General features: G+C 56.9%; 26 protein-coding genes and 1 tRNA gene. 11 read left to right on the forward strand and 16 right to left on the reverse strand.

Annotation, left to right across the window (positions count from 1 at the left end):
• Positions 1-452 precede the first annotated feature (452 nt).
• Together ACR0L4_RS21120 and ACR0L4_RS21125 are read left to right on the forward strand one after the other, a co-directional pair.
• Positions 453-872 carry a hypothetical protein gene (locus ACR0L4_RS21120; protein ID WP_170749809.1) on the forward strand — a complete coding sequence of 140 codons (420 nt, stop codon included), beginning with the start codon at positions 453-455 and terminating at the stop codon, positions 870-872.
• Between the two features lie 262 nt (positions 873-1,134).
• On the forward strand, positions 1,135-1,368 hold the full coding sequence (locus tag ACR0L4_RS21125; RefSeq protein ID WP_480514965.1) for an SOS response-associated peptidase family protein: 234 nt from the start codon (positions 1,135-1,137) through the stop codon (positions 1,366-1,368).
• 104 nt (positions 1,369-1,472) lie between these two features.
• Here ACR0L4_RS21125 and ACR0L4_RS21130 read toward each other — a convergent pair.
• From ACR0L4_RS21130 to ACR0L4_RS21140, 3 genes are all read right to left on the reverse strand, one after another.
• A tRNA-Arg gene (locus ACR0L4_RS21130) sits at positions 1,473-1,549 on the reverse strand.
• Between the two features lie 21 nt (positions 1,550-1,570).
• Positions 1,571-2,047 (reverse strand): GNAT family N-acetyltransferase, encoded by a 477-nt coding sequence (locus tag ACR0L4_RS21135; RefSeq protein ID WP_170749811.1) that lies wholly within the window; start codon positions 2,045-2,047, stop codon positions 1,571-1,573.
• Entirely contained in the window at positions 2,048-2,359 is a 312-nt protein-coding gene (locus tag ACR0L4_RS21140) for an ETC complex I subunit (protein ID WP_170749812.1), read from the reverse strand.
• Between the two features lie 152 nt (positions 2,360-2,511).
• Here ACR0L4_RS21140 and uvrB point away from each other — a divergent pair, with 152 nt between their 5' ends.
• On the forward strand, positions 2,512-4,698 hold the full coding sequence (uvrB, locus tag ACR0L4_RS21145) for an excinuclease ABC subunit UvrB (RefSeq protein ID WP_480514935.1): 2,187 nt from the start codon (positions 2,512-2,514) through the stop codon (positions 4,696-4,698).
• Between the two features lie 102 nt (positions 4,699-4,800).
• On the forward strand, positions 4,801-5,472 hold the full coding sequence (locus ACR0L4_RS21150; RefSeq protein ID WP_480514936.1) for a hypothetical protein: 672 nt from the start codon (positions 4,801-4,803) through the stop codon (positions 5,470-5,472).
• A 166-nt stretch (positions 5,473-5,638) separates the two neighbouring features.
• Here ACR0L4_RS21150 and ACR0L4_RS21155 read toward each other — a convergent pair whose 3' ends face one another.
• Entirely contained in the window at positions 5,639-5,881 is a 243-nt protein-coding gene (locus ACR0L4_RS21155; protein WP_480514937.1) for a TFIIB-type zinc ribbon-containing protein, read from the reverse strand.
• Between the two features lie 215 nt (positions 5,882-6,096).
• Here ACR0L4_RS21155 and ACR0L4_RS21160 point away from each other — a divergent pair, with 215 nt between their 5' ends.
• Both ACR0L4_RS21160 and ACR0L4_RS21165 read left to right on the forward strand, forming a co-directional pair.
• Entirely contained in the window at positions 6,097-6,804 is a 708-nt protein-coding gene (locus ACR0L4_RS21160) for an ORF6N domain-containing protein (RefSeq protein WP_480514938.1), read from the forward strand.
• A 51-nt stretch (positions 6,805-6,855) separates the two neighbouring features.
• Complete coding sequence (locus ACR0L4_RS21165) at positions 6,856-7,284, forward strand: hypothetical protein (protein WP_480514939.1); 429 nt, start codon at positions 6,856-6,858, stop codon at positions 7,282-7,284.
• 44 nt (positions 7,285-7,328) lie between these two features.
• Here ACR0L4_RS21165 and ACR0L4_RS21170 read toward each other — a convergent pair whose 3' ends face one another.
• Together ACR0L4_RS21170 and ACR0L4_RS21175 are read right to left on the reverse strand one after the other, a co-directional pair.
• Positions 7,329-7,619, reverse strand: a complete 291-nt coding sequence (locus ACR0L4_RS21170; protein WP_170749818.1) for a hypothetical protein — start codon at positions 7,617-7,619, stop codon at positions 7,329-7,331.
• Positions 7,620-7,763: 144 nt separating this feature from the next.
• Positions 7,764-8,189 carry an excalibur calcium-binding domain-containing protein gene (locus ACR0L4_RS21175; protein ID WP_480514940.1) on the reverse strand — a complete coding sequence of 142 codons (426 nt, stop codon included), beginning with the start codon at positions 8,187-8,189 and terminating at the stop codon, positions 7,764-7,766.
• Positions 8,190-8,306: 117 nt separating this feature from the next.
• Here ACR0L4_RS21175 and ACR0L4_RS21180 point away from each other — a divergent pair, with 117 nt between their 5' ends.
• Positions 8,307-8,801, forward strand: a complete 495-nt coding sequence (locus ACR0L4_RS21180) for a HugZ family pyridoxamine 5'-phosphate oxidase (protein WP_480514941.1) — start codon at positions 8,307-8,309, stop codon at positions 8,799-8,801.
• Here ACR0L4_RS21180 and ACR0L4_RS21185 read toward each other — a convergent pair.
• The 6 genes from ACR0L4_RS21185 to phhA form a co-directional block, all read right to left on the reverse strand.
• A complete protein-coding gene (locus ACR0L4_RS21185; protein WP_480514942.1) occupies positions 8,793-9,200 on the reverse strand; it encodes a universal stress protein in 408 nt (135 codons plus the stop codon). The two genes, ACR0L4_RS21180 and ACR0L4_RS21185, sit on opposite strands and share 9 nt — an antisense overlap.
• Before the next feature lie 64 nt (positions 9,201-9,264).
• Positions 9,265-9,591, reverse strand: a complete 327-nt coding sequence (locus ACR0L4_RS21190; protein ID WP_170749822.1) for an antibiotic biosynthesis monooxygenase — start codon at positions 9,589-9,591, stop codon at positions 9,265-9,267.
• Positions 9,592-9,728: 137 nt separating this feature from the next.
• Positions 9,729-12,014, reverse strand: a complete 2,286-nt coding sequence (locus tag ACR0L4_RS21195) for a glycosyl hydrolase family 28-related protein (RefSeq protein WP_480514943.1) — start codon at positions 12,012-12,014, stop codon at positions 9,729-9,731.
• Between the two features lie 134 nt (positions 12,015-12,148).
• Entirely contained in the window at positions 12,149-12,550 is a 402-nt protein-coding gene (locus ACR0L4_RS21200) for a DUF4864 domain-containing protein (RefSeq protein ID WP_480514944.1), read from the reverse strand.
• Positions 12,551-12,598: 48 nt separating this feature from the next.
• Positions 12,599-14,173 (reverse strand): lysine--tRNA ligase, encoded by a 1,575-nt coding sequence (locus ACR0L4_RS21205; RefSeq protein ID WP_480514945.1) that lies wholly within the window; start codon positions 14,171-14,173, stop codon positions 12,599-12,601.
• Positions 14,174-14,397: 224 nt separating this feature from the next.
• Positions 14,398-15,198 (reverse strand): phenylalanine 4-monooxygenase, encoded by an 801-nt coding sequence (gene phhA, locus ACR0L4_RS21210; protein WP_480514946.1) that lies wholly within the window; start codon positions 15,196-15,198, stop codon positions 14,398-14,400.
• Between the two features lie 108 nt (positions 15,199-15,306).
• Between phhA and ACR0L4_RS21215 the strand changes: the two genes are divergently transcribed.
• Together ACR0L4_RS21215 and ACR0L4_RS21220 are read left to right on the forward strand one after the other, a co-directional pair.
• Positions 15,307-15,774: an Lrp/AsnC family transcriptional regulator gene (locus ACR0L4_RS21215; RefSeq protein WP_480514947.1), complete on the forward strand. Its 468-nt coding sequence runs from the start codon at positions 15,307-15,309 to the stop codon at positions 15,772-15,774.
• An 81-nt stretch (positions 15,775-15,855) separates the two neighbouring features.
• A complete protein-coding gene (locus tag ACR0L4_RS21220; RefSeq protein ID WP_170749828.1) occupies positions 15,856-16,278 on the forward strand; it encodes a tellurite resistance TerB family protein in 423 nt (140 codons plus the stop codon).
• 2 nt (positions 16,279-16,280) lie between these two features.
• On the opposite strand, the gene dacB is transcribed toward ACR0L4_RS21220, so the two are convergent.
• The 3 genes from dacB to ACR0L4_RS21235 form a co-directional block, all read right to left on the reverse strand.
• Positions 16,281-17,759, reverse strand: coding sequence for a D-alanyl-D-alanine carboxypeptidase/D-alanyl-D-alanine endopeptidase (gene dacB, locus ACR0L4_RS21225; protein ID WP_480514948.1), 1,479 nt, complete (start codon positions 17,757-17,759; stop codon positions 16,281-16,283).
• Positions 17,760-17,825: 66 nt separating this feature from the next.
• Positions 17,826-18,446 carry a nicotinate-nucleotide adenylyltransferase gene (locus tag ACR0L4_RS21230; protein ID WP_480514949.1) on the reverse strand — a complete coding sequence of 207 codons (621 nt, stop codon included), beginning with the start codon at positions 18,444-18,446 and terminating at the stop codon, positions 17,826-17,828.
• A 32-nt stretch (positions 18,447-18,478) separates the two neighbouring features.
• Complete coding sequence (locus tag ACR0L4_RS21235; protein ID WP_480514950.1) at positions 18,479-18,949, reverse strand: MOSC domain-containing protein; 471 nt, start codon at positions 18,947-18,949, stop codon at positions 18,479-18,481.
• Between the two features lie 138 nt (positions 18,950-19,087).
• Here ACR0L4_RS21235 and ettA point away from each other — a divergent pair, with 138 nt between their 5' ends.
• A complete protein-coding gene (gene ettA / locus ACR0L4_RS21240) occupies positions 19,088-20,743 on the forward strand; it encodes an energy-dependent translational throttle protein EttA (protein ID WP_480514951.1) in 1,656 nt (551 codons plus the stop codon).
• 764 nt (positions 20,744-21,507) lie between these two features.
• Here ettA and ACR0L4_RS21245 read toward each other — a convergent pair.
• Positions 21,508-22,056, reverse strand: coding sequence for an REP-associated tyrosine transposase (locus tag ACR0L4_RS21245; protein ID WP_480514952.1), 549 nt, complete (start codon positions 22,054-22,056; stop codon positions 21,508-21,510).
• A gap of 326 nt (positions 22,057-22,382) precedes the next feature.
• Between ACR0L4_RS21245 and ACR0L4_RS21250 the strand changes: the two genes are divergently transcribed.
• A complete protein-coding gene (locus ACR0L4_RS21250; protein WP_170749835.1) occupies positions 22,383-22,589 on the forward strand; it encodes a cold shock domain-containing protein in 207 nt (68 codons plus the stop codon).
• Positions 22,590-22,683: the final 94 nt, after the last annotated feature.

Genomic DNA, 22,683 nt, shown 5'->3' on the forward strand with positions numbered 1-22,683 from the left:
CTACTTTCGCGATCGACCTATCACGCAGGCAAGGCCCCACTTGACGGGCATCTGTTCAAGCCCATCCCAAAAAAATGCGGTCAATCTTACAGAAGACCGTTGATGACAAGGCCAAAGAAGGTCGCCCATCACTGGCCAACAGTATTCGTGTGGTGCGCAAACCACCGGCAAGACTATGTTTATCAGTAGCAAAGTCGGCGAAATCTGGTTCAGCAACGATTGCGCTACTTTGGAAGAGGTACTGCAACGACTCCTCCGCTTCGGGAAAACAAGGGGTTTGTTGGAGAGACTGCTGAAAATGCCGGTGCTAGCCTGCAGCGAGCACATGAGGTGTTTTCCAACGCCAAGTTTGTTGACCGGTGTTTCTTGTGCTATTTTCGAATGGGTTCGATCCTTTGGGCCAACCCATTGCGTCAATAGTTTTTCAAAAAAAATTCACGGGGGCTTTAGATATGCTTTTTAAAATTCATGGTCATCAGTTTGGAAAAGTGCGGTTTTCTCTTGCGGTTGCTGCCTTTGTCGCAACCCTTGGATTGGTTACGCCAACAAACTCATTTGCGCAGCAGTTCATGTCTCAAGGCGAGCTTCTCGCAACCTTTCCCGGCAACCAACTCTCTGGTCTATCCAATCAAGATGGAAAAACACCTTGGGTGCAGGCCTACAGCAAGGCAACACGCAAAAACGATGGTAAACTGAATGGTCTATGGAACGGGAAAGACAAATACACTGGAGATTGGTTCGTCAAAGGTGACCAGTGGTGCGAGAAAGGAGACTGGGGACAAAAATGCTGGAGTGTCGAGCGTTTGGACGCAAATGAGTTTCGAATCTACGAAAATGGAAAACCAAAAAAGAACACTTGGAAGTTAAAGTAGAACGCGTCCCAATAGAGAGCTAGCCTAGTTCCAAGCTTGGCTTACCTTTTTGTGTGGCGGCAGACAGCCGTGAACACAGGTCAGTCGGTACGGCAATTGAACTGTATCTCTGCCTCCACCTGGAATTCTCGAAATGCTCCTCTGAATTCGACACTCTTACCGAATGTGCGGACGACTCGGTCTACCTGATATGACATGGGCAGAGTTATACGCATTGAAGAACTGGAGCACAAAGTCCACCCAGATGGTGGACCTTTGATTAATAAAAGAGGACCGCCTTTTAAGCTCTACGGCCCGCTGGTGGCTTGTGCCGCACTGGTTCAAGGAAAAGGTGAAGCAAGGGAAACCAACCACCTTCAACGCAAAGATAGAAACTAAACACAAACTGGGATTGTTCCGGGTCGCATCGAAGCATAGCTGGTGCATTGTCCGCACCGGCGTCAACTATGAATGGACAGGCCTCCACGCCTGTCTTTCAGGCGGCGGTTCTGGGTGAATTTATAAAGTGAATTGGTACACAGTATTGTCCCGCACAAGCCCCAAAAAAGATGCATCGGACAAATATACCGGCGCACAGTGGAGTTAAGTTTTTAGCTAGTATGGCGATCCCTGAAGGACTCGAACCCTCAACCTGCTGATTAGAAGTCAGCTGCTCTATCCAGTTGAGCTAAGGGACCGCTGCGCCCTTCTTGCTTTTTTTATGTGCGGGGTTCAAGAGCCAAGCGCATGAAGGCGCTGTTTGGGTCGGCCTCGTACCCAAAGATCGGTTCGCAATAGGAATATCCAAGTACTTCATAGAGCTTGCGCGCGGCGGTGTACTCGGAAAGATGCGCAGCTCCGGTCTCCAGAACCAGCGCACTGATACCTTCTTTTCTCGCCAGATCGGCAAGATGGGTCATCATAACACGCGCCAAACCTCGCCCGCGCGCGCGCTCGACAATATGAACGGATTTCACTTCGGCCGTGCCGTCGGGCAACATCTTCAATGCACCGCATCCGTGTGCGAGATCATCTTCGAACAGCCCCCAAAAGCGAATCCCGTCCCCTGCCAAAGCCTCGGACCCCATCGTGTGATTGCTTTCGGCCGGTCCGGCCTGCTCACTATGTGCAAAATGAGCCTCGATCACCGGGCGCATCGCCTCCGATGTTGGATCGGCTTCGCGAATCTCGATCATTTAGTGCGTCCAGGGACCGCGACGGTCGGTGGCGAAATTCTCACCATAGCCACGCGGACGCAGGTTGTGTCTGCGCTTGTGCGGTTCGCTGACCTGTACCTCGATCCCGTTGTCCTTGGCGTAGTCCAGCGCCTCTTGCTTGGTATCGAATTTCAGACGCACCTGGGTCTGGGTGTCATTGGACGAGGTCCACCCCATCAGCGGATCAACCTCGCGCGACGATGCGGGCGCGTATTCCAGAACCCACTTGCGGGTCTTGGCCATTCCCGAGGTCATCGCATTTCGCGAAGGCTGGTATATCCGTGCGCGCATGTCGCCTCTCCGTACTCGCTGTGTTGGCTCTGTTTATGCGCCAGACACTCATCCCGAACAAGTCCGCAATTGTCGCAATTCAAGGCATTGGAAATGACCCCTTGAACAAGAACAAAAACAGATCAAAATCAGGCGCGAAAGGAATCCCCCTGATGGCTTACGCTCATTCCGACAAGACCCAGCTAACCGCCGACGACATCCGTGCCCGCCTGAAGCTGGAGGGTGGCAAGCCCTTTACAATGCATACCGAATTCGCGCCCGCAGGTGATCAGCCCACCGCAATCAAGGAACTGGCAGCCGGCGTTCTGGATGGTGAGCGTGATCAGGTTCTGTTGGGCGCGACCGGGACGGGCAAGACCTTCACCATGGCCAAGGTGATCGAGGAAACCCAACGCCCCGCCATCATCCTTGCCCCCAACAAGACGCTGGCGGCGCAGTTATATGGCGAGTTCAAAGGGTTCTTCCCGGAAAACTCGGTCGAATATTTCGTGTCCTACTACGACTATTACCAGCCCGAAGCTTATGTCGCGCGCTCAGACACCTATATCGAGAAAGAATCCCAGATCAACGAACAGATCGACCGGATGCGCCACTCGGCCACGCGGGCGCTGCTGGAACGCGATGACGTGATCATCGTCGCCTCGGTGTCGTGCATCTACGGTATCGGATCGGTCGAAACCTATGGGGCGATGACGCAGGATTTGAAGGTCGGCAAAGAATACGACCAGCGTCAGGTGATGGCCGATCTGGTCGCTCAGCAGTACCGTCGCAACGATCAGGCGTTTCAGCGCGGGTCGTTCCGGGTGCGCGGCGATTCCCTGGAAATTTGGCCCGCCCACCTTGAGGACCGCGCGTGGAAGTTCTCGTTCTTCGGCGAAGAACTGGAAACCATCACCGAGTTCGACCCGCTGACCGGCGAACGCGCCGCGACGATGGAACAGGTGCGAGTCTATGCAAACTCGCACTACGTCACGCCGAAACCGACCATGCAACAGGCGATCATCGGCATCAAAAAGGAACTGCGCATCCGGTTGGACCAGTTGGTCGGCGAGGGCAAATTGCTGGAAGCCCAACGTCTGGAACAGCGTACCAATTTCGATCTGGAGATGCTCGAGGCAACCGGCGTCTGCAACGGGATCGAGAACTATTCGCGCTATCTGACCGGCCGTGCGCCGGGCGAGCCGCCCCCGACCCTGTTTGAGTTCATCCCCGACAACGCGATTGTCTTTGCCGACGAGTCCCACGTCAGCGTGCCGCAGATCGGCGGCATGTACCGGGGCGACTATCGGCGCAAATTCACGCTGGCCGAACACGGGTTCCGCCTTCCGTCCTGCATGGACAACCGCCCGCTGAAGTTCGAGGAATGGGACGCCATGCGCCCGCAATCCGTCTTCGTCTCGGCCACTCCGGCCAAGTGGGAGATTGAACAGACCGGCGGCGTCTTCACTGAACAGGTCATTCGCCCCACCGGCCTCTTGGACCCCGAGGTCGAAATCCGCCCGGTGTCGATGCAGGTGGACGACCTGCTGGACGAGGTGCGCAAGGTGGCCGCCAACGGATTCCGCACGCTGGTCACCACGCTGACCAAACGCATGGCCGAGGATCTGACCGAATACCTGCACGAACAGGGCATCAAGGTCCGCTACATGCACTCGGATATCGACACGCTGGAGCGCATCGAGATTCTGCGTGACCTGCGTCTGGGCGCGTTCGACGTGCTGATCGGCATCAACCTGCTGCGCGAGGGGCTCGACATCCCCGAATGCGGGCTGGTCGCCATTCTGGACGCCGATAAAGAGGGCTTCCTGCGGTCGGAAACCTCGCTGATCCAGACCATCGGTCGCGCCGCGCGAAACGCCGACGGGCGCGTGATCATGTATGCCGACAAGATCACCGGTTCGATGGAGCGCGCCTTAGGCGAGACCAACCGCCGCCGCGCCAAACAGCTCGCCTATAACGAGGAACACGGCATCACGCCCGAGACGGTGAAGAAGAATGTCGAGGACGTTCTGGCCGGTCTCTACCAAGGCGATGTCGACATGAACCGCGTCACCGCCACCATCGACAAACCGATGCACGGCGCGAATTTGGAAGCCCATTTGGACGGCCTACGCGACCAGATGCGCAAAGCCGCCGAGAACCTGGAATTCGAAGAGGCCGCCAACATCCGCGATGAGATCAAACGTCTGGAAGCAGTCGACCTCGCCGTCGCCGACGACCCCATGGCGCGCCAATGGGCGGTCGAGAAAGCATCTGAGGATGCGGTGAAATCACGTGGGCGGTCAACGGCGGGAAGGCCGGGGCAGCGGGGCGGGAATGTGAAAAGACGGAAGAGGTAGACTGGTTTGCCTAGCTATTCCGACCAAAATTTGCAGAAGCTTCAACAACAATACGATGAGCTACCGGAAAAACTTAGGTGCCTCCGCCTCAATACGTTTCGCTTGAAACTGAAAGACGAACGCGCCATTAAGTATAAAAATGAAGGTTTGCTGCGGAGGGTTAATCTGGTAGCCGAAGCGACTACCACTGTTTTTCGCGTGTTGCCGCCGGAATTGGACCGACTTCCTGAGCAGAACGATAGACTCCTTGCAACAATTTGCCTACACGCCAATCTGATAAACCTTTATGGAATAGTAGATAATCTTGCTCACATACTGGTCTTGGAGGAGGCTTTATGCGACGGAAATGGTCGCTCTTTGCGCAACTCTCAAATTGGGCTTCGAAAGAAAAACAAGTTTGTTTGGGCAGTGCTGGGCAAGGAATTTCGCGCCACTTTGGAAGATATGGAAGAGTGGTTTGACTACCTCGAAAGCTATCGTCATTCGCTTGCGCATCGCCTTCCGCCTTACATTCCTCCACATTTTGTGGATCCAGTCGACGAGCGTAGATATGTTGACTTGGCAGAAGAGATTTATTGGGAAAGCAACAAGACGCAGCGCAAGCAACTTGAAGCAGAACAACTGTCTCTAACTCACTTCAAAGCGATGATGCTTCACGACATTTCGGAAAAACCGCCGATCTTCTTTCATGCCCAATTGATTGCTGATTTTCTAACAATTGAAAGCCTTATCAATGCATTCACTTTGGATATGAACAAGAGACAGCACGCGTAGGATGGGTTTCCAACCCAACACTCCAAAACCCCTAAACACATGATGGGGTAAAACCCCATCCTACACGCTGGAAAATACGTTTCTTCGTGATCTACCTGACCACGGCCAACTCATACCCAATCAGGCCCAAAGCACCGCAACCCTCGCAGATCACGGTGCCAACGCCTCAGAAATCAAACAGCTCGTCCAGAAACCCGCCGCGTTTTTTCTTTTTCCGGTATCCGTGATCGGACCGGTCGTCATACCCCCGCTGCAGCGGTGGCGGCGGGGTGTGGGCGGCGGATCGTTCGATGATCTTGTCCAGCTCTCCACGGTCCAGCCACACGCCACGACATTGCGGACAATAGTCAATCTCGACCCCGCTCCGATCCGTAATCACCAGCTGAGTTCCATCAATCGGACATTGCATCAAACGCTCTCCCTATGTTGTCCTGAAAAGATGGGATCGCAGGCGCGTTTGTGAACCCCACTGCGACCGCACGTCCCGCAATCAGACGCCAGAGTTCGGCCGCTTTTTGGCGCGGTGGCGTTCGACCTGCGCTTGCACGCCGTCACTTCGACCTTGCAGCCCAGCGCGCACTCCGCCACGTTTGAAATCACAAATTGTGATTCCAAACGGTTGCCATGACGAACCCGAACAGCCTGCCCAGTACGCATGAAGTCCAAGGCGCCATTCACCGGGTGCGCGGCACTCGCGTTGTGCTGGCCGAGGATCTGGCGCTGTTCTACGGCAAGTCCGTCAGTGCCTTTAATCAGGCGGTGTCACGCAACACCAACCTGTTCGAGGGCTACCGCTTTCAGCTGACCGACACCGAGGTCGCCGATTTGATATCACAGAATGTGATCTCAAAACCCAAGGGCCGCGGCGGGCGGCGGGTCAATCCGTGGGTCTACACGGATTACGGCGTGGCCATCGCCTCGGCCCTGTTCAAGGACCCGCGCGCCATCAAGATCACGCGGATGATCACCGAGGCCTTCGTCGACGGTGCCAATGCTCTGACCGAAACCCCGCGCAGCGTACCGGAAATCCTACCGCCCAAGGACGCCCCTGCCCCGCTGCTGCCCAATGGCGACGAACTGCGCGATCTGGCCGAAAATATCCTCGATTCCGGCCAGCAGAGCCTTGTCGACTATATCGCCAACCCGACCACCAAACGCCAGCAGGCAGTTGCGGCAATCATGAAAACCCTGGCCGAAACCGCCGGGCAAGAGGTCCGTACCCAGCATGAACGCCTGCGGCTGAGCATCGCCCAGCGCTTGGCCACCGGAGACTATGCCGATGACGATGACCGAAAGCGCCTGCTGGACTTACTGAACGCGATGAAGGGCTAGCCCGTCAAACACACCCTTGCCACGGGGCAACCCGCAGCTAGGTTCTGACCTATGCGCGCTATACTGATCTCTCTGCTGTTCGGCAGCCCAGCCTATGCATGGAACGCCACAGTTGGCGACATCTGCACGCTCACACACGAGACCGGTACGGCCGCCATCAAACTCACCTATGACCCGGCGCAGCCGCTTTATACGCTGACGATCACACGCACTTCCGAGGGCTGGACACAGGCCCCATGGTTTGCCATGCGGTTCGAGGGGTTGAACCCGATCGAAATCGCCACGCCGCGCCACATATTGTCTGACGGCGCGATGTCGCTGACCGTCACCGATACCGGGTTCGGCAATGTGCTGGATGGGTTGGAGTTCAACCAGACGGCCTATGCCTTCACCCAGGACAGGGTGACCGAATTCCCACTGGACGGTGCAGCCCCGCAGGTTCGCATCTTTCGAGACTGCGCAGGGGCGATGCTGTCCTGATCGGGTCAGGCACCCGGCAGGTCACCGACGGCTCACAACGTTTTTCAACCCTTGTCCCAATGGGCAACAACGTCAAATCCGGCCGGAGCTGGAGGGGCTTCCATGAACTCGGCAAAATGGCCCCAAAGCTCGGCCACTTTCGGGGCGTTTGCGTTCGAGATCTCTTCGCTTTCCACCACAGAGATCACGTACCCGGTGCCATCTGCATTCATAACATTGGTAAAGCAATGTATGCCGGGCATGCCCATGATTTCGGACTTCAATTCGTTCATCTTTGCCGTGGCCGCCTCGCGCGTGCCGGGTTTCATTTTAAACTGAGTAACGCGTGCAAACATCGTTGCCCTCCCATTCTGGGCAAAATTGCCCGTTGGAGGCACCAGACTGGTACCAACACGGCCTACCATAGCACGGCATGGCGAAATCCCTCAGAGACACAGGCAAAGCGGTCGTTCCGCAAACTTCCGTCAACCGGCAGGTATCTAGGGTTTGACAAATTTGGCATTTCCAACGGATCGCGCCGGCGCACTGGTTCGGCGCTGTGACCCCGTGTCTGGCACTGTGACCGGTTGAGGCCGTTTCACAGCGGCGAAGGTCTCGCAGGCCATGCCGTCTCCGTCCGGATCATTGCGTCTGTGATACCCGGGATAGCCATCGTAGAAGGGACCAAAGCCCATGGATTGTGCAGTATCGCAGCCCGCCAACGCGATCAGGTGGATTATCGCCTCGTTTCGCCCATAGTCCGAGAGTCGCACAAACATGTTGAACGATATCAGTGCGACCGTCAGCGGCAAACACAGAACCAAAAGCAAAATGCGAACTGGCGAAAGAGCCTGACGCCGTGTCGCATCAGCACGGCGCTGACGTCTGGAGGGCAGCGCGTCGTCTTGCGTGCGTTTGCGAAACATCATGACGCTGGGATACAGCCGATTTGTGGCAAAGCCGAGGCAACACCACAAACAAGGGTCGTTCCTTGCCGGTCATCCGGTTAACTTGGCCAAAGAGATAATTTGCAAGGACCACGAATGCCCGCACAAGACCCATATCAACCGCTTGATGACGCAGCCCGCAATTCGGTTCGCACCCTTGTGGCCGAGACGACCCATGCTGCGCTGGCTTTTCTGCGACCTGGCTCGGCACTGCCGTCGGTATCGCGGATCGCATTGGCAACGGACCATCTGGGGCATCCGATCTCATTGATATCCAGCCTGTCGGACCACAGCCGGGCGCTGCAAAACAATCCGGCCTGCGCCCTGCTGATCGGAGACCCCGGCCCCAAAGGAGATCCGTTGACCCATCCACGTCTGACCCTTCACGTTACAGCCCATATGCTGACGCGCGGAACCAATCAGCACGATACTCTGCGCAACAGATATCTTGTGCTGCGACCAAAGGCGAAGCTGTACGTTGATTTTGCGGATTTCAACTTTGTGCAATTCGAAATTCACGAGGGGCTTTTCAACGGCGGTTTTGGCAAAGCCCACCGAGTTGCCCCGGAGGACCTTTGGCTGTCATCGTAGCACGTGCACAGCGCATTTGGCATGGCGTACGACGTGCGCCGCGGTCGAGCCCAGCAACAAATCCTGCATTCCAGGTCGATGCGAAGCCATGATGATCAGGTCCGGCTTGTGTATTTCCGCCCAATCTAGAATAGAACGCCCGGAATGCCCTTCGATCAATACTCCTTTTGCGTTGGGCAGTGTCTCGGCCAACTGATACAGTTCTGCCTGAATCGCCTTGCGCGCCTCAGCCAGATACTCGGTTGGCACGTAGGTAATCGCATAGCTCGGGATGTGTTCGACCACATGCAACAATGTGACCTCTGCCTCGGGCGTCGCCAGAATCTGTGCCAACTTCATCGGGCCCGAGGTATCCCGGTCAGGATCAAAGGAAATCGGGACAAGAATTTTGTGATACATACTGCACCCTTTCGTTTTCTACATGCAGGGTGGACCACACAGTTGGCTGGGGCTTTGATTCAGGTCAGGAAACGTCAAATGTTTCGGAAACATCGTACATGACCGGTTCGAAACTTTTGCACAGCTCATTGATTTTGCGATTTCTCTCTCGCATCTCCGGTGTACGCAACATAGCCAGAAAATCCTCGCGCCGCTCCCATTGCGAATAATTCGCGATCCGGGTCTGGGCATCATTCATATGAAGACCCGCCGAAACGAAACCGGGTTGCTTCGAAATAAATTCGGCGTAGGCATCCGTAAGGGCCTCAAGAAGATCCTGACAGGTACCCGGTGTCATCTCGAATGTGGTGATGACGGTTTGAACACTGGCGTCTTTGGCGATTGTCGGCATCTGAGTCCTCCTTTGGCTTGCTCCCAGCCTAGCACAGGTTTTTGAAAGGTCTCGGGTTTCCTGTCACAAGACCAGATGTCCGTCCGGTATCGATCTGACCGAAAAAGCCGCCCCGTTGGGGCGGCTTCCGAGCTTGATCACTCTTCGATCCGCATCTGCACCGAGACGTCGCCACTCAGGCTTTCGGCCCAGCGCAATTGCACGGCATCCCCGTCGCCGCCTTGTTCGACATCGGCATATGGAAAAGAATAGCGCACCGTCCCCAGGGCGGATCTGAGCGGGCCGAGAACCGCAACCGCGTCACAGCCCCGCGCTTTGGCCCCAAACGGCAACCGCCCGTCCGAATCGATGGTCCAGACCTGCGATGCCGAATACTGACTGTGCCGCACCCGCAATGGGTTTTCGACCTTCGCTTCAATCCCGTGATAGGTGTTGTTGCTGAAGGTGACATTGACATGCCGGTCCGGGTCGAGATCGGCAAATGTTGTATCGACACGATCAGCCCTATCAAGATCGGTACCGCTGGACCGGAACTTGTTGCCCGTAACGGCCAACCCGTTCAGGAAATGCCCGGGACCGTGCGGCCGGATGACGATGTAGCTGAACCAGGGCGGAGCTTCGCTGGAATAAAAGATATTGTCCGTGATGCTCATTGCGCTGAAGGAATAGCCCGAAACGTAGGCAGGCGTCGTGTCGCGTTCGTTTGTCCATTCCACGAAACAGTTGTCGACATAGTTCTCGGCAATGGTCGAACTGTTGTAGGTCCCGATCATGATCAACCCGGCGGTGCGCACCCCTTGGGGAATACTGTCGCCTTGGAAGAAATGATTTCCCAGGATCATGTTGTTGTCGCCACCCACAACCGCAAAGTGTTTGAAGCGCACCGCCCGGTTGTGGCGGATTTTCACGTCGTTTGACGTGGTGTTCAGCGCAATCGACTTGCGGTCTGGAACGATGAACGATTCTTCTGAAGACAGGAACTGGCAATTGTCGATGAGCATCCCCTTGCAACCAGACCCGATTGAGGTGATGCCCCGGTCCAGAGGACGGCTGACAAAGCAGTCAGACAAAGAAAACGTGCTGCCCGCCGGGGCAAGTCGAATGGCACTGCACCGACCGTTGCACTGGAATTCGATCTGCTCCATGCCGAATTTCCGCAACACACCGAAGTTGCTGAAATCCAGAAGGTATTTGAACGACACGAAAGTAAAGGTCTGCGTCCCCTCTGCATCATACAAGGGCGCATTTAGCGTCAACTCACCCGCGCTTTCATCCTTGGCCCGTACATAGATTTCCCGCCCGACACCGTTGCCCTGAACCAGCGACCCAATGGGAATGTTGGCCACGTTGACCACATTCGTCAGACGGGTCGCATCCGCCGGATCATAGGTGGCAACAGACGTAAACGTCTCCGTTTCCCAAGCGGTACTGCTTTTGACATCGAACTGTCCGTTCCGTATCACCCGCCGCGTTGAGAAGCCCGGTTTATTGGGAACCGCCGCAAACATGTCGATCGGCGCCGTTACAGCAATCTTGCGTCCACCAAGATCAAGGGATTCATGGTCCGAGTTGTTGAGCAGTGCCTGAAAGGCTTTTTTGAAGGCCAATTCCTCGTTCCCAAAGGCCGAGATATAGGCGGGCAGATCGTAGTTTTTCAGCAGCAACAGCATCTTGTCGTCCGGCATCTCCACTATGCCTTCAAACTCAACTTCTGACGACAGGGTTGTGTTCTGGGCCAAATGGTACGTGCCCTGTGGGACAAAAACGCGCCGACCACCGGCAGCTTGATCCGCCGCTTCGAACGCGGCCGAGTCGTCAGCGATCCCGTCACCTATTGCACCGAAATCACGCACATCGACACGGCTGATTATCTCACGCAGGAACACGCCGGTGACATCGGTGATTTCCAGATCATCCACGCGCACGACAGCCCCGTTTGCGCCCTCGATATCAATGCCGAAATGCCCATAAAGAGCGTCCACGCCCCAAGGCATATCCACACCCGCACGCTGCCCTGTGCCCACTATTGCGGTGATCTCGGTGACCGTACCATAGCCGGTCAACTGAGTGGTCGGCCCCTGCTCGGCGAGGCCTGTCAAATGGACATCGCCGGCACCTCCGGCCCACGCGGCAATCCGCACTTCAGGCAAAGGTCCACTGATCGCCTTGACCCGCGCTTTGACCTGCAGGTAGCAACCCGGCAGGATCGGGGTCTGGCCCATGTACCGCAATTGCTGAGGACTGTTGATTTTCAGAATCTCAAGACAGCCACCAAAGTCCGCATCTGCAGGCACAAAAGCACCCGTCCCTGACCCGTCATAGGTCGGCGAGCCCGGAGTACCATCCCCCGCTGACCACACGCCCAGACCATTCTCGAAAGCAGGCGGCATGAACACGATGCCGTCCGTGATTGCCTTGTTCATAGAAATCCCTTTCCTCGTCGCGCCGCACGCGGGCCGCGCGTTCAAACCTCGTGTTCAGGTTCATCCCGAACGCAGAAGTCTAAGTATCCAAAAGGGATTAACCGCCACTCATCCAACCGTGACGGTGGTGTTGCTCAGGCCGCGGGGTCGGCGGCACCCAAAAGCTGCACACCGTTGATTTTCCAACCATTCTCCTGCCGGATCATCTGATAGTCCAAGACATGAACGCGGCCATCTCCATCCGTTATCATCACCTTCTGCCACAATGATCCTGCGACCTCGCGCAATTCCAGAAACCGCACATCAGCGGGACGCCAGACCATCGGATAGCCATTGCGCACCATGGCGCCAAAATTGTCCGGGTTGCCGAACAGACGCTGAATGTTGGGGCTGGCGAAAGTGAAAGCGGTCGCGAAATCATCCGCTTTGAACGCCTGTATCTGGGCCGCAATATTGGCCTCGATCTCGGCACTCTGGGCAAACGCGCCCGAGGCCAAACCAGCACTCAGGGATATGGCAAGCAGAAAACGACGCATGGGGGTACCTCCTGCTGGAACGGTAGCCCCATGCGTGTTCAGGTCAAATCAGACCAGTTCTCCGGCAAGTGCCTTGTCGATCAGCGCGATCGTTTCCGGCACGCCATAGAGGGCAATGAAACCACCAAAACGCGGGCCTTGCGAGGCACCCAAAAGCACCTCGTAGAGGGCGGTGAACCAGCCACGCATCGGATCAAACCGCTCGCGCCCGATGGAATAGACCACCGATTGCAGCGTCTCATCTTCGGCCGGGCCGTCATAGGCCTCGAGCGCGGCTTTCAGAGCCTCCAGCGCCTCTCGTTCTTGATCCGTCGGGGCGCGGTGTTTGCGCGTTGGTTTGACGAAATCGTTGAAATAGCGCACGGCGAAACCCGCCGCCTGATCCAGATCGGGATGGCTTTCTGCCGTCGCCTCAGGCGCGTAGCGGCGGATGAAGCCCCAAAGCGCCTCTTTGTCTTCGGCCCCTGAAACCGACGCGAGGTTCAACAACATTGCGAATGGAACGATCAGGGTTGATTCCGGGACGTCTCCGCCATGAATATGCCAGACCGGATTGTTCAGCTGAGCTTTCAGCTCTTGCCCCGGATAGGCCCGGAGCTGTTGGTGATATTCATCATAGGCTTTTGGAATGACATCGAAATGCAAGCGCTTGGCCGTCTTTGGCTTTTGATACATGAAATACGACAAGCTTTCTGTCGGCGCATAGGTCAGCCATTCGTCAATCGACACGCCATTGCCGGACGATTTTGAGATCTTCTGACCGTTTTCATCCAAAAACAGCTCATACGAGAAATGCTCGGGCGCACGACCCCCCAGAGCACGACAGATCGCGTCATATATCTTTTCGTTGGTGGCGTGTTCCTTGCCGTACATCTCGAAATCGACGCCCAAGGCCGCCCAGCGCGCACCGAAATCCGGTTTCCATTGCAGTTTCACATTGCCGCCGGTGACAGGAACTGTCCATTCTTTGCCCGTCTCGTCATCGAAGGTGACGGTGTAGGTTTCAGCACAGACCTTTTTCATCGGCACATACATGACCCGCCCGCTTTCGGGGTGCAGCGGCAGGAAAATCGAATAGGTTTGCTGGCGCTCCTCACGCAGGCTTTTCAACATGATCGCCATGATCTCGTCATAGCGCTCTACTGCGCGCTTGAGCACTTCGTCAAACTGCCCGGACTCGTAGAATTGCTTGGCCGAGTAAAACTCGTACTCGAACCCAAAGGTATCGAGGAACCGGCGCAGCATCGCGTTGTTATGCTCGCCAAAACTGTCATATTCACCAAACGGATCCGGTACCGAGGTCAGCGGGCGCTGCAAATGCTGTTGCAGCACTTCAGGGTTCGGCACATTGCTGGGCACCTTACGCATTCCGTCAAGATCATCCGAGAAACAGATCAGCTTGGTCGGGATATCCGACAGCGCCTCAAAGGCGCGCTTGACCATCGTGGTCCGCGCTACCTCACCAAAGGTTCCGATATGCGGCAGACCCGAAGGGCCATAGCCCGTCTCAAACAGCACAAAGCCCTTATCCGGAGCACCTTTCTGATAGCGTTTGAGCAACCGGCGCGCCTCTTCAAAAGGCCAGGCCTTGGACGTCATGGCGGTTTCACGCAGGTCAGACATTGTTCTCTCAGCTCCATCGGGAAATCAGGCGCCGGTCACCCTGTGCAACCGACCGACCCCTCCTATTGTGCTCGTGCAGCATGAGTCAATAAAGCGTAGAGGTTTTCGGGTGGGGAAAGACGTTTTGCGGCCGGTCAAGCGGTCAAAGCGGGGATGCCATATGAACACGGCACGCATGTGCGGTCTGTCTGGCTGCAGGTTATCCTGTTTTGGAAACCTTCCGACTATTCCGCTGCTGTTGCATTTGTCGGGAACTTGTTGGGCAGCAACCCAAGGGATTGCGCCTGACGCACGTCGGCCATCAGATCCCTCTCGGCGATGGCAAATAGCTCTTCTGGGTCTTTCAGCACAAAATATCCCATCTGGTGCATGTCGATCCGGTAAGGGGTACGCAAGATCGTCACGACATCAAATGGTAAACGGTCCGGGATTTCGCTTTCGACCGCATAGACCAGTTCTGTCGGCGACGACGCCAGCCCGGACCCAAGAGCTTTGATTTCACCGTCCTGCCAGCGCAACCCAAACTCGATCGAGAACCAATAGAGACGGATCAACCAAGCGTAGTCTTTCTCTCCGGCCTGTACACCGGCCTTGCCGATAGCGTGGCTGAAGGCAGCGAACTGAGGATCGCTGAGCAAGGGCGTATGCCCAAAGATTTCATGAAAGATGTCCGGCTCTTCAATATAGTCGAAATCGGCGCGAGACCGAATGAAAGACGCCGCCGGGAACACCCTGTCCGCCAGCATCGTAAAAAAGGTCTTAAATCCGATCAGCGCCGGTACTGGCTGCACCCGCCATCCGGTCAGGTCAATCAAACGCTCTGATATGTCCCTACACGAGGGGACGCGGGCTTTCGGCAAGTCCAACCGCGCGAGACCTTGAAGGTAATCGCGCGCCATGTAGCGTTGCACATTGTCTTGCTGAGCCGCATAGAGATCAGCCCAAACCGCATCCTCTTCAGCAGTGTATGCGATATGGCCCCGCTTATCGGCGACCTTTGCACGGTATTTGGTTGATTTGGGCATCATCTCTCCTCCTTCATGAACAGTGTATTCACGAATCACGGTGAGTTCAGTTTGTTCGAGCGAGAAAATGGGATAGGCTTGGAAGATTCATTTCGTATGAGGCGAAATTTGGCACAAACACTTCAACCCGCCGACATTTCCATTCTGCAACAGCTACAAATGGATGGCCGACTGTCGATGCAGGAACTCGCGGACCGCACGGGTCTTTCGGCTTCGCAATGCTGGCGTCGCGTGCGGGATCTGGAGGCATCCGGCGTCGTGTCCGGCTATACGGCGCAGGTCCGCGCCAAGTCCGTGGGCCTAAACGCCATCGCCTATGTCCACGTGGCCTTGCGAGACCATCAGGAGGACAACATTTTGTCGTTCCTGCGGCTGGTCGAGACCGAGTCCCAGATCGTGGAATGTGCGTCAATTACCGGGGATCATGACTTCCTTCTCAAGGTCTACGCCAAAACACCCGAAGATCTTGAGCATTTCATCATGCAGCGCCTGTTGAAATCTGGATTGGTGCGTGACACCCGCAGCAATTTCGTACTGCGTCAGACCAAAACACGTGGGCCTTTGCCCATTCTCTAACCCAGACGGGTAAAAGCCGTTGAACCTGCTCGCCAGCCCTCCTATCGTGCCATCGCAAAGAAGACCAATCAGGACGGACCCATGACCGAGCAAGTACCACACCCGATGTCTCCACAAGATTGCCTTGTGGCGATCATGGTTGCGATCTCGGCCTCGGATGAAACGATCCGCACGGCCGAGTTGGTCAAGATCGAAGGCGCGGTGAACATGCTGCCGGTCTTTGCAGGCTATGACATCGACCGCACGCGCCGGGTCTCGCAAATCGTTTTTGACCTGTTCGAGCAGGAAGACGGGCTGGATGCCATGTTCGGCCTGATCCGCGACAACCTGCCGGAACGGCTGCACGAAACCGCCTATGCACTGGCCTGCGACGTTGCCGCCGCTGACGGATCACTTGCCGAGACCGAACTGCGTCTGCTTGAAGAAATCCGGTACGAGTTGAGCATTGATCGTCTGCACGCCGCTGCAATCGAACGGGGCGCACGCGCGCGTCACACCGTTTAGGCTCAACTGCCGTAAAGCGATCCCCAGCGTTCAATCAACGCACGTTGCAATTTGCGTGACCGGCGGTTCCAACTGCGCGCGCCTTCCGGGCGCTCGCGTAGCTCGCGCGGGATCGTGGCCCGATGATCCACGTCTGCCGTGAATATCGCAAAGGCCAGTTCGGATCCGTCCGCCGTCGTCAGAAACCCACCCAGGCCCGACACAAAGTTCAAGGTTCCGGTCTTTGCGTTCACCTTGATCGGATGATCTTTCACTGCCCTGCCCTGACTGTCCGTCAACGTAAAGGGCTTGAGCAATGGCCGCAACGCGCCGGTCTTGCGGGCCGCCACAAGCGCTGTAACCAAATCACCCGGGGCCATGCGGGACGCGTCCCCCAGACCCGAGTGATCAACCATGGCAATTTGGTTGCCCCCATATGTCTCAGCTGCCCAGCGGTTCATCTCTGCCGCGGAGTCTGCCAGATCCTTTGGCCTGACCCCACGCGCCTTTGTCGCCGCCATTCCGACCATCTCGGCGGTCAGATTGGTCGAGTATTTCAGCATCCCCCGCAAGATACTCGCCAGCGGGTCGCTTTGATGCACAACCAGTTCGCTGCCTTGCGGGGTGACTTGTGTCACCTGTACGCGCCCCAGAACGATGCCGTTCGCCCGGGCCAAAGTGCGAAACACATCGCCTGCATACAAAGCCGGTTTTCGCACGGGCAGCCAGCGGGCACCACCATTGCCCAGTGCGCCCTTGGCCACGGTCCAGCGGTCCTGGCGTGCGCTTGGTCGATACGTGTAGATCGGCAAGCTGCGCGGTTCGACCCGCATAGCGGCCATGTCGACATCGGGTCGGTAGCGCGCGCTGCGCGCATCCATCGTAACGCCATAGTCCTTGCCAGCCCGCTTCCATTCGAAATGCACACGGTTAAAGTTCAGGGAAATCCCGCTGATCGCCGGGCTATAGCCCACATGATCCGGCTGCCCGGGATCGATGCTGAATACATAAGGCAGTGCACCATCATAAACCTTGAACGCCCCGCGCACCTCGGTAACACCGGCCTTTCGCAGATTGGCCGCCATGCTCGCCAGCGCATCTGTGTCCAACAGCGGGTCTCCGCCACCGACAAGGATCAGATCGCCCTTGAGAATACCGTTCTCAATCGGGCCATCTGCCACCAGCTTGGTTTCAAAGCGATGCTCCGGTCCCAGAACGTCCAGCGCATAAAGCGCCGTCAGCGCCTTCCCGACACTGGCCGGAGGCAGGCCAGCCTGACCGCCCAATGCCTCAAGCTGCGCGCCGGTCTCGACATCGGCCACCGCGAAAACCACTTCGCCCCGCAGCCCGGCCGCACGCACGAACCGCTCGACCCCGCTCAACCGAGGTCCGCGCGCGCGAGGTCGTAAAGACACCAAGGGAGCTTGCGCCGAAACCGCAGCCGGGACTACGGTCGCCCCCAATCCCCCAATAAAAAACCGGCGTGAAATACGATTTGCCATGGGTCAATTAAAATCCCAGAGATAAAATTCGAGCAACCTTTGCATGAGAATATGCAAGCAATGTGGCTATTCCCGCAACACTCCGTTAGCCCAGATACCGCTATTGCGAAGTTGAGTTGAACTGACATCGACCATCGGCACATTCACGAAACACCACGCCGGAGCCTGTGCCCGCCCCAGCAATTGTCGTGCCTGCCCATCGATTCTGTACTTGGCATAAAGCCGCGCCGCACGCGACATCCGGGCCGATATCCGATCCCCCGGGCGCGCCACCACGCCCACCGGCACGGTGTCCATGATCCGCCGCCAATCCTTCCACTTGTGGAACTGCGCCAGATTGTCAGCGCCCATCAGCCACACGAATTTCACCCGCGGATAAAGCCGCTGCAACGCAGCCAGAGTATCCGCCGTCGCCCGCGTTCCGATCCGCGCCTCTATGTCCGTGACTTCGACATCCGGGTGCTGCATCACGGCCTGCGCAGCCTTGACCCGTTGCGACAACGGTGCAGGCCCGCGCTGTTTCAGCGGATTACCCGGAGACACCAGCCACCACACCCGGTCCAGCCCGAAGGCTTTCATCGCCTCACGCGTTACATGCACATGTCCCTGATGCGGCGGATCAAAAGACCCGCCGAACAGCCCAACAACCTGCCCGGGCCGTGCATATGGAATATGGAATCGTTCCATCCTGTGCTGATGTTCAGAACTGTTGCATATTGTCAATCAACAGGTTGCACGGGATCACCCAGTTCGACCTGTCCGGGTCGGACGACTTCTGCACACCAACCACCATGCCCGCGCATTGCGGAGTAGCCTCCCTTTCCCAACGCCTCCTCCATCCGACTGCATGGTGCACAAATCACGGAAAATCTCAGGACAGCCGCGCCCACCTGTACCTCGCCCCCCTTGAGTGCCGCCAGATTGATCCCCGAAACCACCAGATTGCGCCGCAATATGTTAGACGCAATAGCCGCCCGCCCCAGATAAGAGCCGATCGCCGCCAGATGCTCCTGCTGGATCAGTGTGACCGCCCGCCGACCTGCACGGCTGCGATCACCTTCGAGGCCATCGGCCAAGACCTGAACCGCTGTGCGCCCTATCATTTCCGCGCGACGTCCGGGGCGCACACCGATCCATGTCACTCGGCCCGGTTGCGCCCACCCGGCAATCAGTTCCGCAAGTTCAGCCAATACCGCACCACTCCTTGTCGTGTCGGTTCTACCGGACCAAACGACCATACAAAATTCACAAAACCACCAGCTTGCCCCGCCCGCTCGCCTCGGATATCCAGCGTTCCAACCCAATTTCCCCGACCCAGAGGACGCGACATGGCCGCCTATCAATATGTCTACCACATGCAGGGTGTCTCCAAGACCTATCCCGGTGGCAAGAAGTGCTTTGAAAACATCCACCTGAGCTTTCTGCCCGGCGTGAAAATCGGTGTCGTCGGCGTCAACGGCGCCGGTAAATCGACCCTGATGAAGATCATGGCCGGTCTCGACAAGGATTTCACCGGCGAGGCTTGGGCGGCCGAAGGTGCCAAAGTCGGCTACCTGCCGCAGGAACCGAAACTGGACGAGAGCCTCAGCGTGCGCGAAAACGTCATGCTGGGCGTGGCCGAGAAAAAGGCGATCCTCGACCGGTATAACGAATTGGCGATGAACTACTCGGACGAAACCGCAGACGAGATGGCCAAGTTGCAGGACGAGATCGACAGCCAGAACCTCTGGGACCTCGACAGCCAGATCGACGTCTCGATGGAGGCGCTGCGCTGCCCGCCGGACGATGCCAACATCGCCAACCTCTCGGGTGGTGAGAAACGCCGCGTCGCGCTGTGCAAACTGCTGCTCGAAGCGCCCGACATGCTGCTGCTCGACGAACCGACCAACCACCTGGACGCCGAGACCATCGCCTGGCTGCAACAGCACCTGATCGATTACAAAGGCACCATCCTGATCGTCACCCACGACCGCTATTTCCTCGACAGCATCACTGGCTGGATCCTCGAACTCGACCGTGGCAGGGGCCTGCCTTACGAGGGCAACTACTCCGCATGGCTGGAACAAAAAGCCAAACGGCTGGAGCAGGAAGCCCGCGAGGACAAGTCCAAGCAGAAGACCCTGCAACGCGAATTGGAGTGGATGCGTCAAGGCCAGAAGGCCCGTCAGGCCAAATCCAAGGCCCGGATCAATGCCTATAACGAGCTGGCGGAACAGTCCGAACGCGAAAAGCTCACCCGTGCCCAGATCGTCATCCCCAACGGCCAGCGCCTTGGTGGCAAGGTGATCGAGGTCGAGGGTCTGTCGAAACATATGGGCGACAAGCAACTGATCGAGGGGCTGGATTTCGCCCTGCCCCCCGGCGGCATCGTCGGCGTCATCGGCCCCAACGGTGCCGGTAAATCGACCCTGTTCAAGATGCTCACCGGGCAGGAACAGCCCGACGCGGGCTCGATCACTCTGGGCGACACGGTCGAGCTGTCCTATGTCGACCAGTCCCGCGACGACCTGAAAGACAACGACACCGTGTGGGAGGCGATCACCGGCGGCGCCGAGATCATCCAGCTGGGCGATGCGCAGGTCAATTCCCGCGCCTATTGCTCGTCCTTCAACTTCAAGGGCGGCGACCAGCAGAAAAAGGTCTCCTTGCTGTCAGGCGGTGAGCGCAACCGCGTCCACATGGCCCGCCTGCTGAAAGAGGGCGGCAACGTCCTGCTGCTCGACGAACCCACCAACGACCTCGACGTCGAGACGCTGCGCGCGCTGGAAGACGCGCTGGTCGATTTCGCCGGCTGCGCCGTCGTCATTTCCCACGACCGCTTCTTCCTCGACCGGATTTGCACGCATATTCTGGCGTTTGAGGGTGATGCCCATGTCGAATGGTTCGAGGGCAACTTCGAGGATTACGAAGAGGACAAAAAACGCCGCCTTGGACCGGATGCTCTGGAGCCCAAGCGGTTGAAGCATAAGAAGTTCGTTCGATAAATCGCAATGCGATTTTCGGACGGGCGCGAGGCAGCGTCCGCATAGCGGGCGCGTTCGCGCTCCTTAGATTTGAGTGCAAGCGTGAGCATCTATTGCACCTCCGCTGCGCAGCTACTATATTTAGTGATGGTAGCGGAGGTGCTCAAACCACCAGGCGGCGAACATGAAGACCCACGAAGTGGGTAACCTCAGCGTTTGCCCAGAAGCTACAAGTGCTTAGCGGCGCTATGTTGAAACCTTAGCAGGAAGTGGGCTAAGGCGGTCCGACAGGACTCGTGGCGATGCCGCGAATAATCTGAGCGGGTGACTGTCGAACGGTAGCTCTAAGTGATCATAGGAGCATGCCAAACCGCTATTAATTGGGGCGGTATATAAACACTGAGCGAACTGTAACGCTCATCCGGATGAGCATCGCTGAGGTAAAATCCAATGCGGTTTTCATTCAAACTGAAAGGGCGAGTGTCATATGCCGATGTAATCGGCACTATTGCACTCTTGCTAACGATACTCGGACTGTTTGTGTAACGTTGGGCGGTCTTACGACCGCCCTTTCAATTCCGGTTCTAAACAAACTTCGACTGCAAGTACTGAATAGACGTTCGCTACCGTCTTTCCCTAGAAAGTAGGCCGGGCTTCAGCCCGGCACTCCGCACAACACCCGCGACTTCCACAATATCCACTATTGAATGGAAACAAACCAATCAAACCACGGTTCATGGTGGATGCCGGGCTGAAGCCCGGCCTACAAAATGCGGATTTCTATCCTAAGGCTCTCCGAACGTGCCGTCGGTGACCCCACCGCTCCACTCCGGATCAACCCAACCTGCACGAATATCGCGATGGATTGACGAATACGGCCAATCGGTCGGATGTTCCACCAACCCGTGCTTGACCGGATTACCCCAACAATATGCCATATGATTGCGGTAATCCGTTTCATCCCGAATGGTATGCTCCCAAAACCGGCGTTGCCAAACCCCGGCATCCCCTTTCGCGATTTTCGAATCCGTTCGTAGGGTGGGGTTCCACCCCACCACTCCCGACGCCTTCACCCCTCGCGTAAACCGGGCTTTAATCGCGCCCCACCGAGTCGAATAATCCGCATCCCTGGGCGGCAAGGTCCAAACCGCATGCAGATGATCCGGCAACACGACAAACGCATCGCACCAGAACGGCCGCTCCCTCTGCGTCATCGCAAAGGTCGCCCGCAAATGCGCCACCTCGCGCGTCAACACATTCGACGACCGGTCGGCCAGAGAAACGGTGAAAAAGTATTTCGCTCCGGGAATTCGAACGCGCCGATAGTTGCTCATGCACCCACACAACCACAGGCTTGGTTAATGGAACCTGAATCCCGTTTGTATCCGCGGACCTCAAAGCCACATCATGTAGAAAGCGCTTAAAACAATACCCAAATCCATCGGCGGATTCTTGTTAAAACCGGACAATAGCCCCTCAAACCCTTGTACAAACCACACAATCTCCCTTGCCACACGGCCTGACCGATGCCATATCCAAGGTGCTTACGTTTTTCTATTTCGACCTGCTGTCTCCTTCCACGGCGCTCAGTCTATCGATCCAGACAACGACGCCGGGCTGCCACAACACCGTGGGCAGCACTTAAACAGGAGTAACGGATATGCCAGCAGGCACCGTAAAATGGTTCAACACCACCAAAGGCTTCGGCTTTATCGCACCGGAAGAGGGCGGCAAAGACGTCTTCGTCCACATCTCGGCTGTCGAGCGTTCGGGCCTCACCGGTCTGGCCGACAACCAGAAAGTCACATACGAGCTGCGCTCGGGTCGTGACGGACGCGAGAGCGCGGACAATATCGAGCTTGCATAAGCTACAGCAAGGGCGAGGGTTTTCCTCGCCCTTATCTTTTCCGGTCTTTGACACGCACGTGGCGCACAGAACGCATCACGTTTTCGTCATTTTT

The sequence above is a fragment of the Ruegeria sp. AB5 genome, from assembly GCF_056542645.1.

Excerpts from the sequence above, each read along its gene's own strand:
- ACR0L4_RS21160 (WP_480514938.1), top strand. The coding sequence starts at position 6,097 with ATGACGAACCCGAACAGCCTGCCCAGTACGCATGAAGTCCAAGGCGCC.
- ettA (WP_480514951.1), top strand. The coding sequence starts at position 19,088 with ATGGCCGCCTATCAATATGTCTACCACATGCAGGGTGTCTCCAAGACC.
- ACR0L4_RS21120 (WP_170749809.1), top strand. The coding sequence starts at position 453 with ATGCTTTTTAAAATTCATGGTCATCAGTTTGGAAAAGTGCGGTTTTCT.
- ACR0L4_RS21170 (WP_170749818.1), bottom strand. The coding sequence starts at position 7,619 with ATGTTTGCACGCGTTACTCAGTTTAAAATGAAACCCGGCACGCGCGAG.
- ACR0L4_RS21195 (WP_480514943.1), bottom strand. The coding sequence starts at position 12,014 with ATGAACAAGGCAATCACGGACGGCATCGTGTTCATGCCGCCTGCTTTC.
- ACR0L4_RS21165 (WP_480514939.1), top strand. The coding sequence starts at position 6,856 with ATGCGCGCTATACTGATCTCTCTGCTGTTCGGCAGCCCAGCCTATGCA.
- ACR0L4_RS21220 (WP_170749828.1), top strand. The coding sequence starts at position 15,856 with ATGACCGAGCAAGTACCACACCCGATGTCTCCACAAGATTGCCTTGTG.
- ACR0L4_RS21250 (WP_170749835.1), top strand. The coding sequence starts at position 22,383 with ATGCCAGCAGGCACCGTAAAATGGTTCAACACCACCAAAGGCTTCGGC.
- phhA (WP_480514946.1), bottom strand. The coding sequence starts at position 15,198 with ATGCCCAAATCAACCAAATACCGTGCAAAGGTCGCCGATAAGCGGGGC.
- ACR0L4_RS21140 (WP_170749812.1), bottom strand. The coding sequence starts at position 2,359 with ATGCGCGCACGGATATACCAGCCTTCGCGAAATGCGATGACCTCGGGA.
- ACR0L4_RS21175 (WP_480514940.1), bottom strand. The coding sequence starts at position 8,189 with ATGTTTCGCAAACGCACGCAAGACGACGCGCTGCCCTCCAGACGTCAG.
- ACR0L4_RS21135 (WP_170749811.1), bottom strand. The coding sequence starts at position 2,047 with ATGATCGAGATTCGCGAAGCCGATCCAACATCGGAGGCGATGCGCCCG.
- ACR0L4_RS21245 (WP_480514952.1), bottom strand. The coding sequence starts at position 22,056 with ATGAGCAACTATCGGCGCGTTCGAATTCCCGGAGCGAAATACTTTTTC.
- ACR0L4_RS21185 (WP_480514942.1), bottom strand. The coding sequence starts at position 9,200 with ATGTATCACAAAATTCTTGTCCCGATTTCCTTTGATCCTGACCGGGAT.
- ACR0L4_RS21230 (WP_480514949.1), bottom strand. The coding sequence starts at position 18,446 with ATGGAACGATTCCATATTCCATATGCACGGCCCGGGCAGGTTGTTGGG.
- ACR0L4_RS21180 (WP_480514941.1), top strand. The coding sequence starts at position 8,307 with ATGCCCGCACAAGACCCATATCAACCGCTTGATGACGCAGCCCGCAAT.
- dacB (WP_480514948.1), bottom strand. The coding sequence starts at position 17,759 with ATGGCAAATCGTATTTCACGCCGGTTTTTTATTGGGGGATTGGGGGCG.
- ACR0L4_RS21155 (WP_480514937.1), bottom strand. The coding sequence starts at position 5,881 with ATGCAATGTCCGATTGATGGAACTCAGCTGGTGATTACGGATCGGAGC.
- ACR0L4_RS21190 (WP_170749822.1), bottom strand. The coding sequence starts at position 9,591 with ATGCCGACAATCGCCAAAGACGCCAGTGTTCAAACCGTCATCACCACA.
- ACR0L4_RS21205 (WP_480514945.1), bottom strand. The coding sequence starts at position 14,173 with ATGTCTGACCTGCGTGAAACCGCCATGACGTCCAAGGCCTGGCCTTTT.
- uvrB (WP_480514935.1), top strand. The coding sequence starts at position 2,512 with ATGGCTTACGCTCATTCCGACAAGACCCAGCTAACCGCCGACGACATC.
- ACR0L4_RS21200 (WP_480514944.1), bottom strand. The coding sequence starts at position 12,550 with ATGCGTCGTTTTCTGCTTGCCATATCCCTGAGTGCTGGTTTGGCCTCG.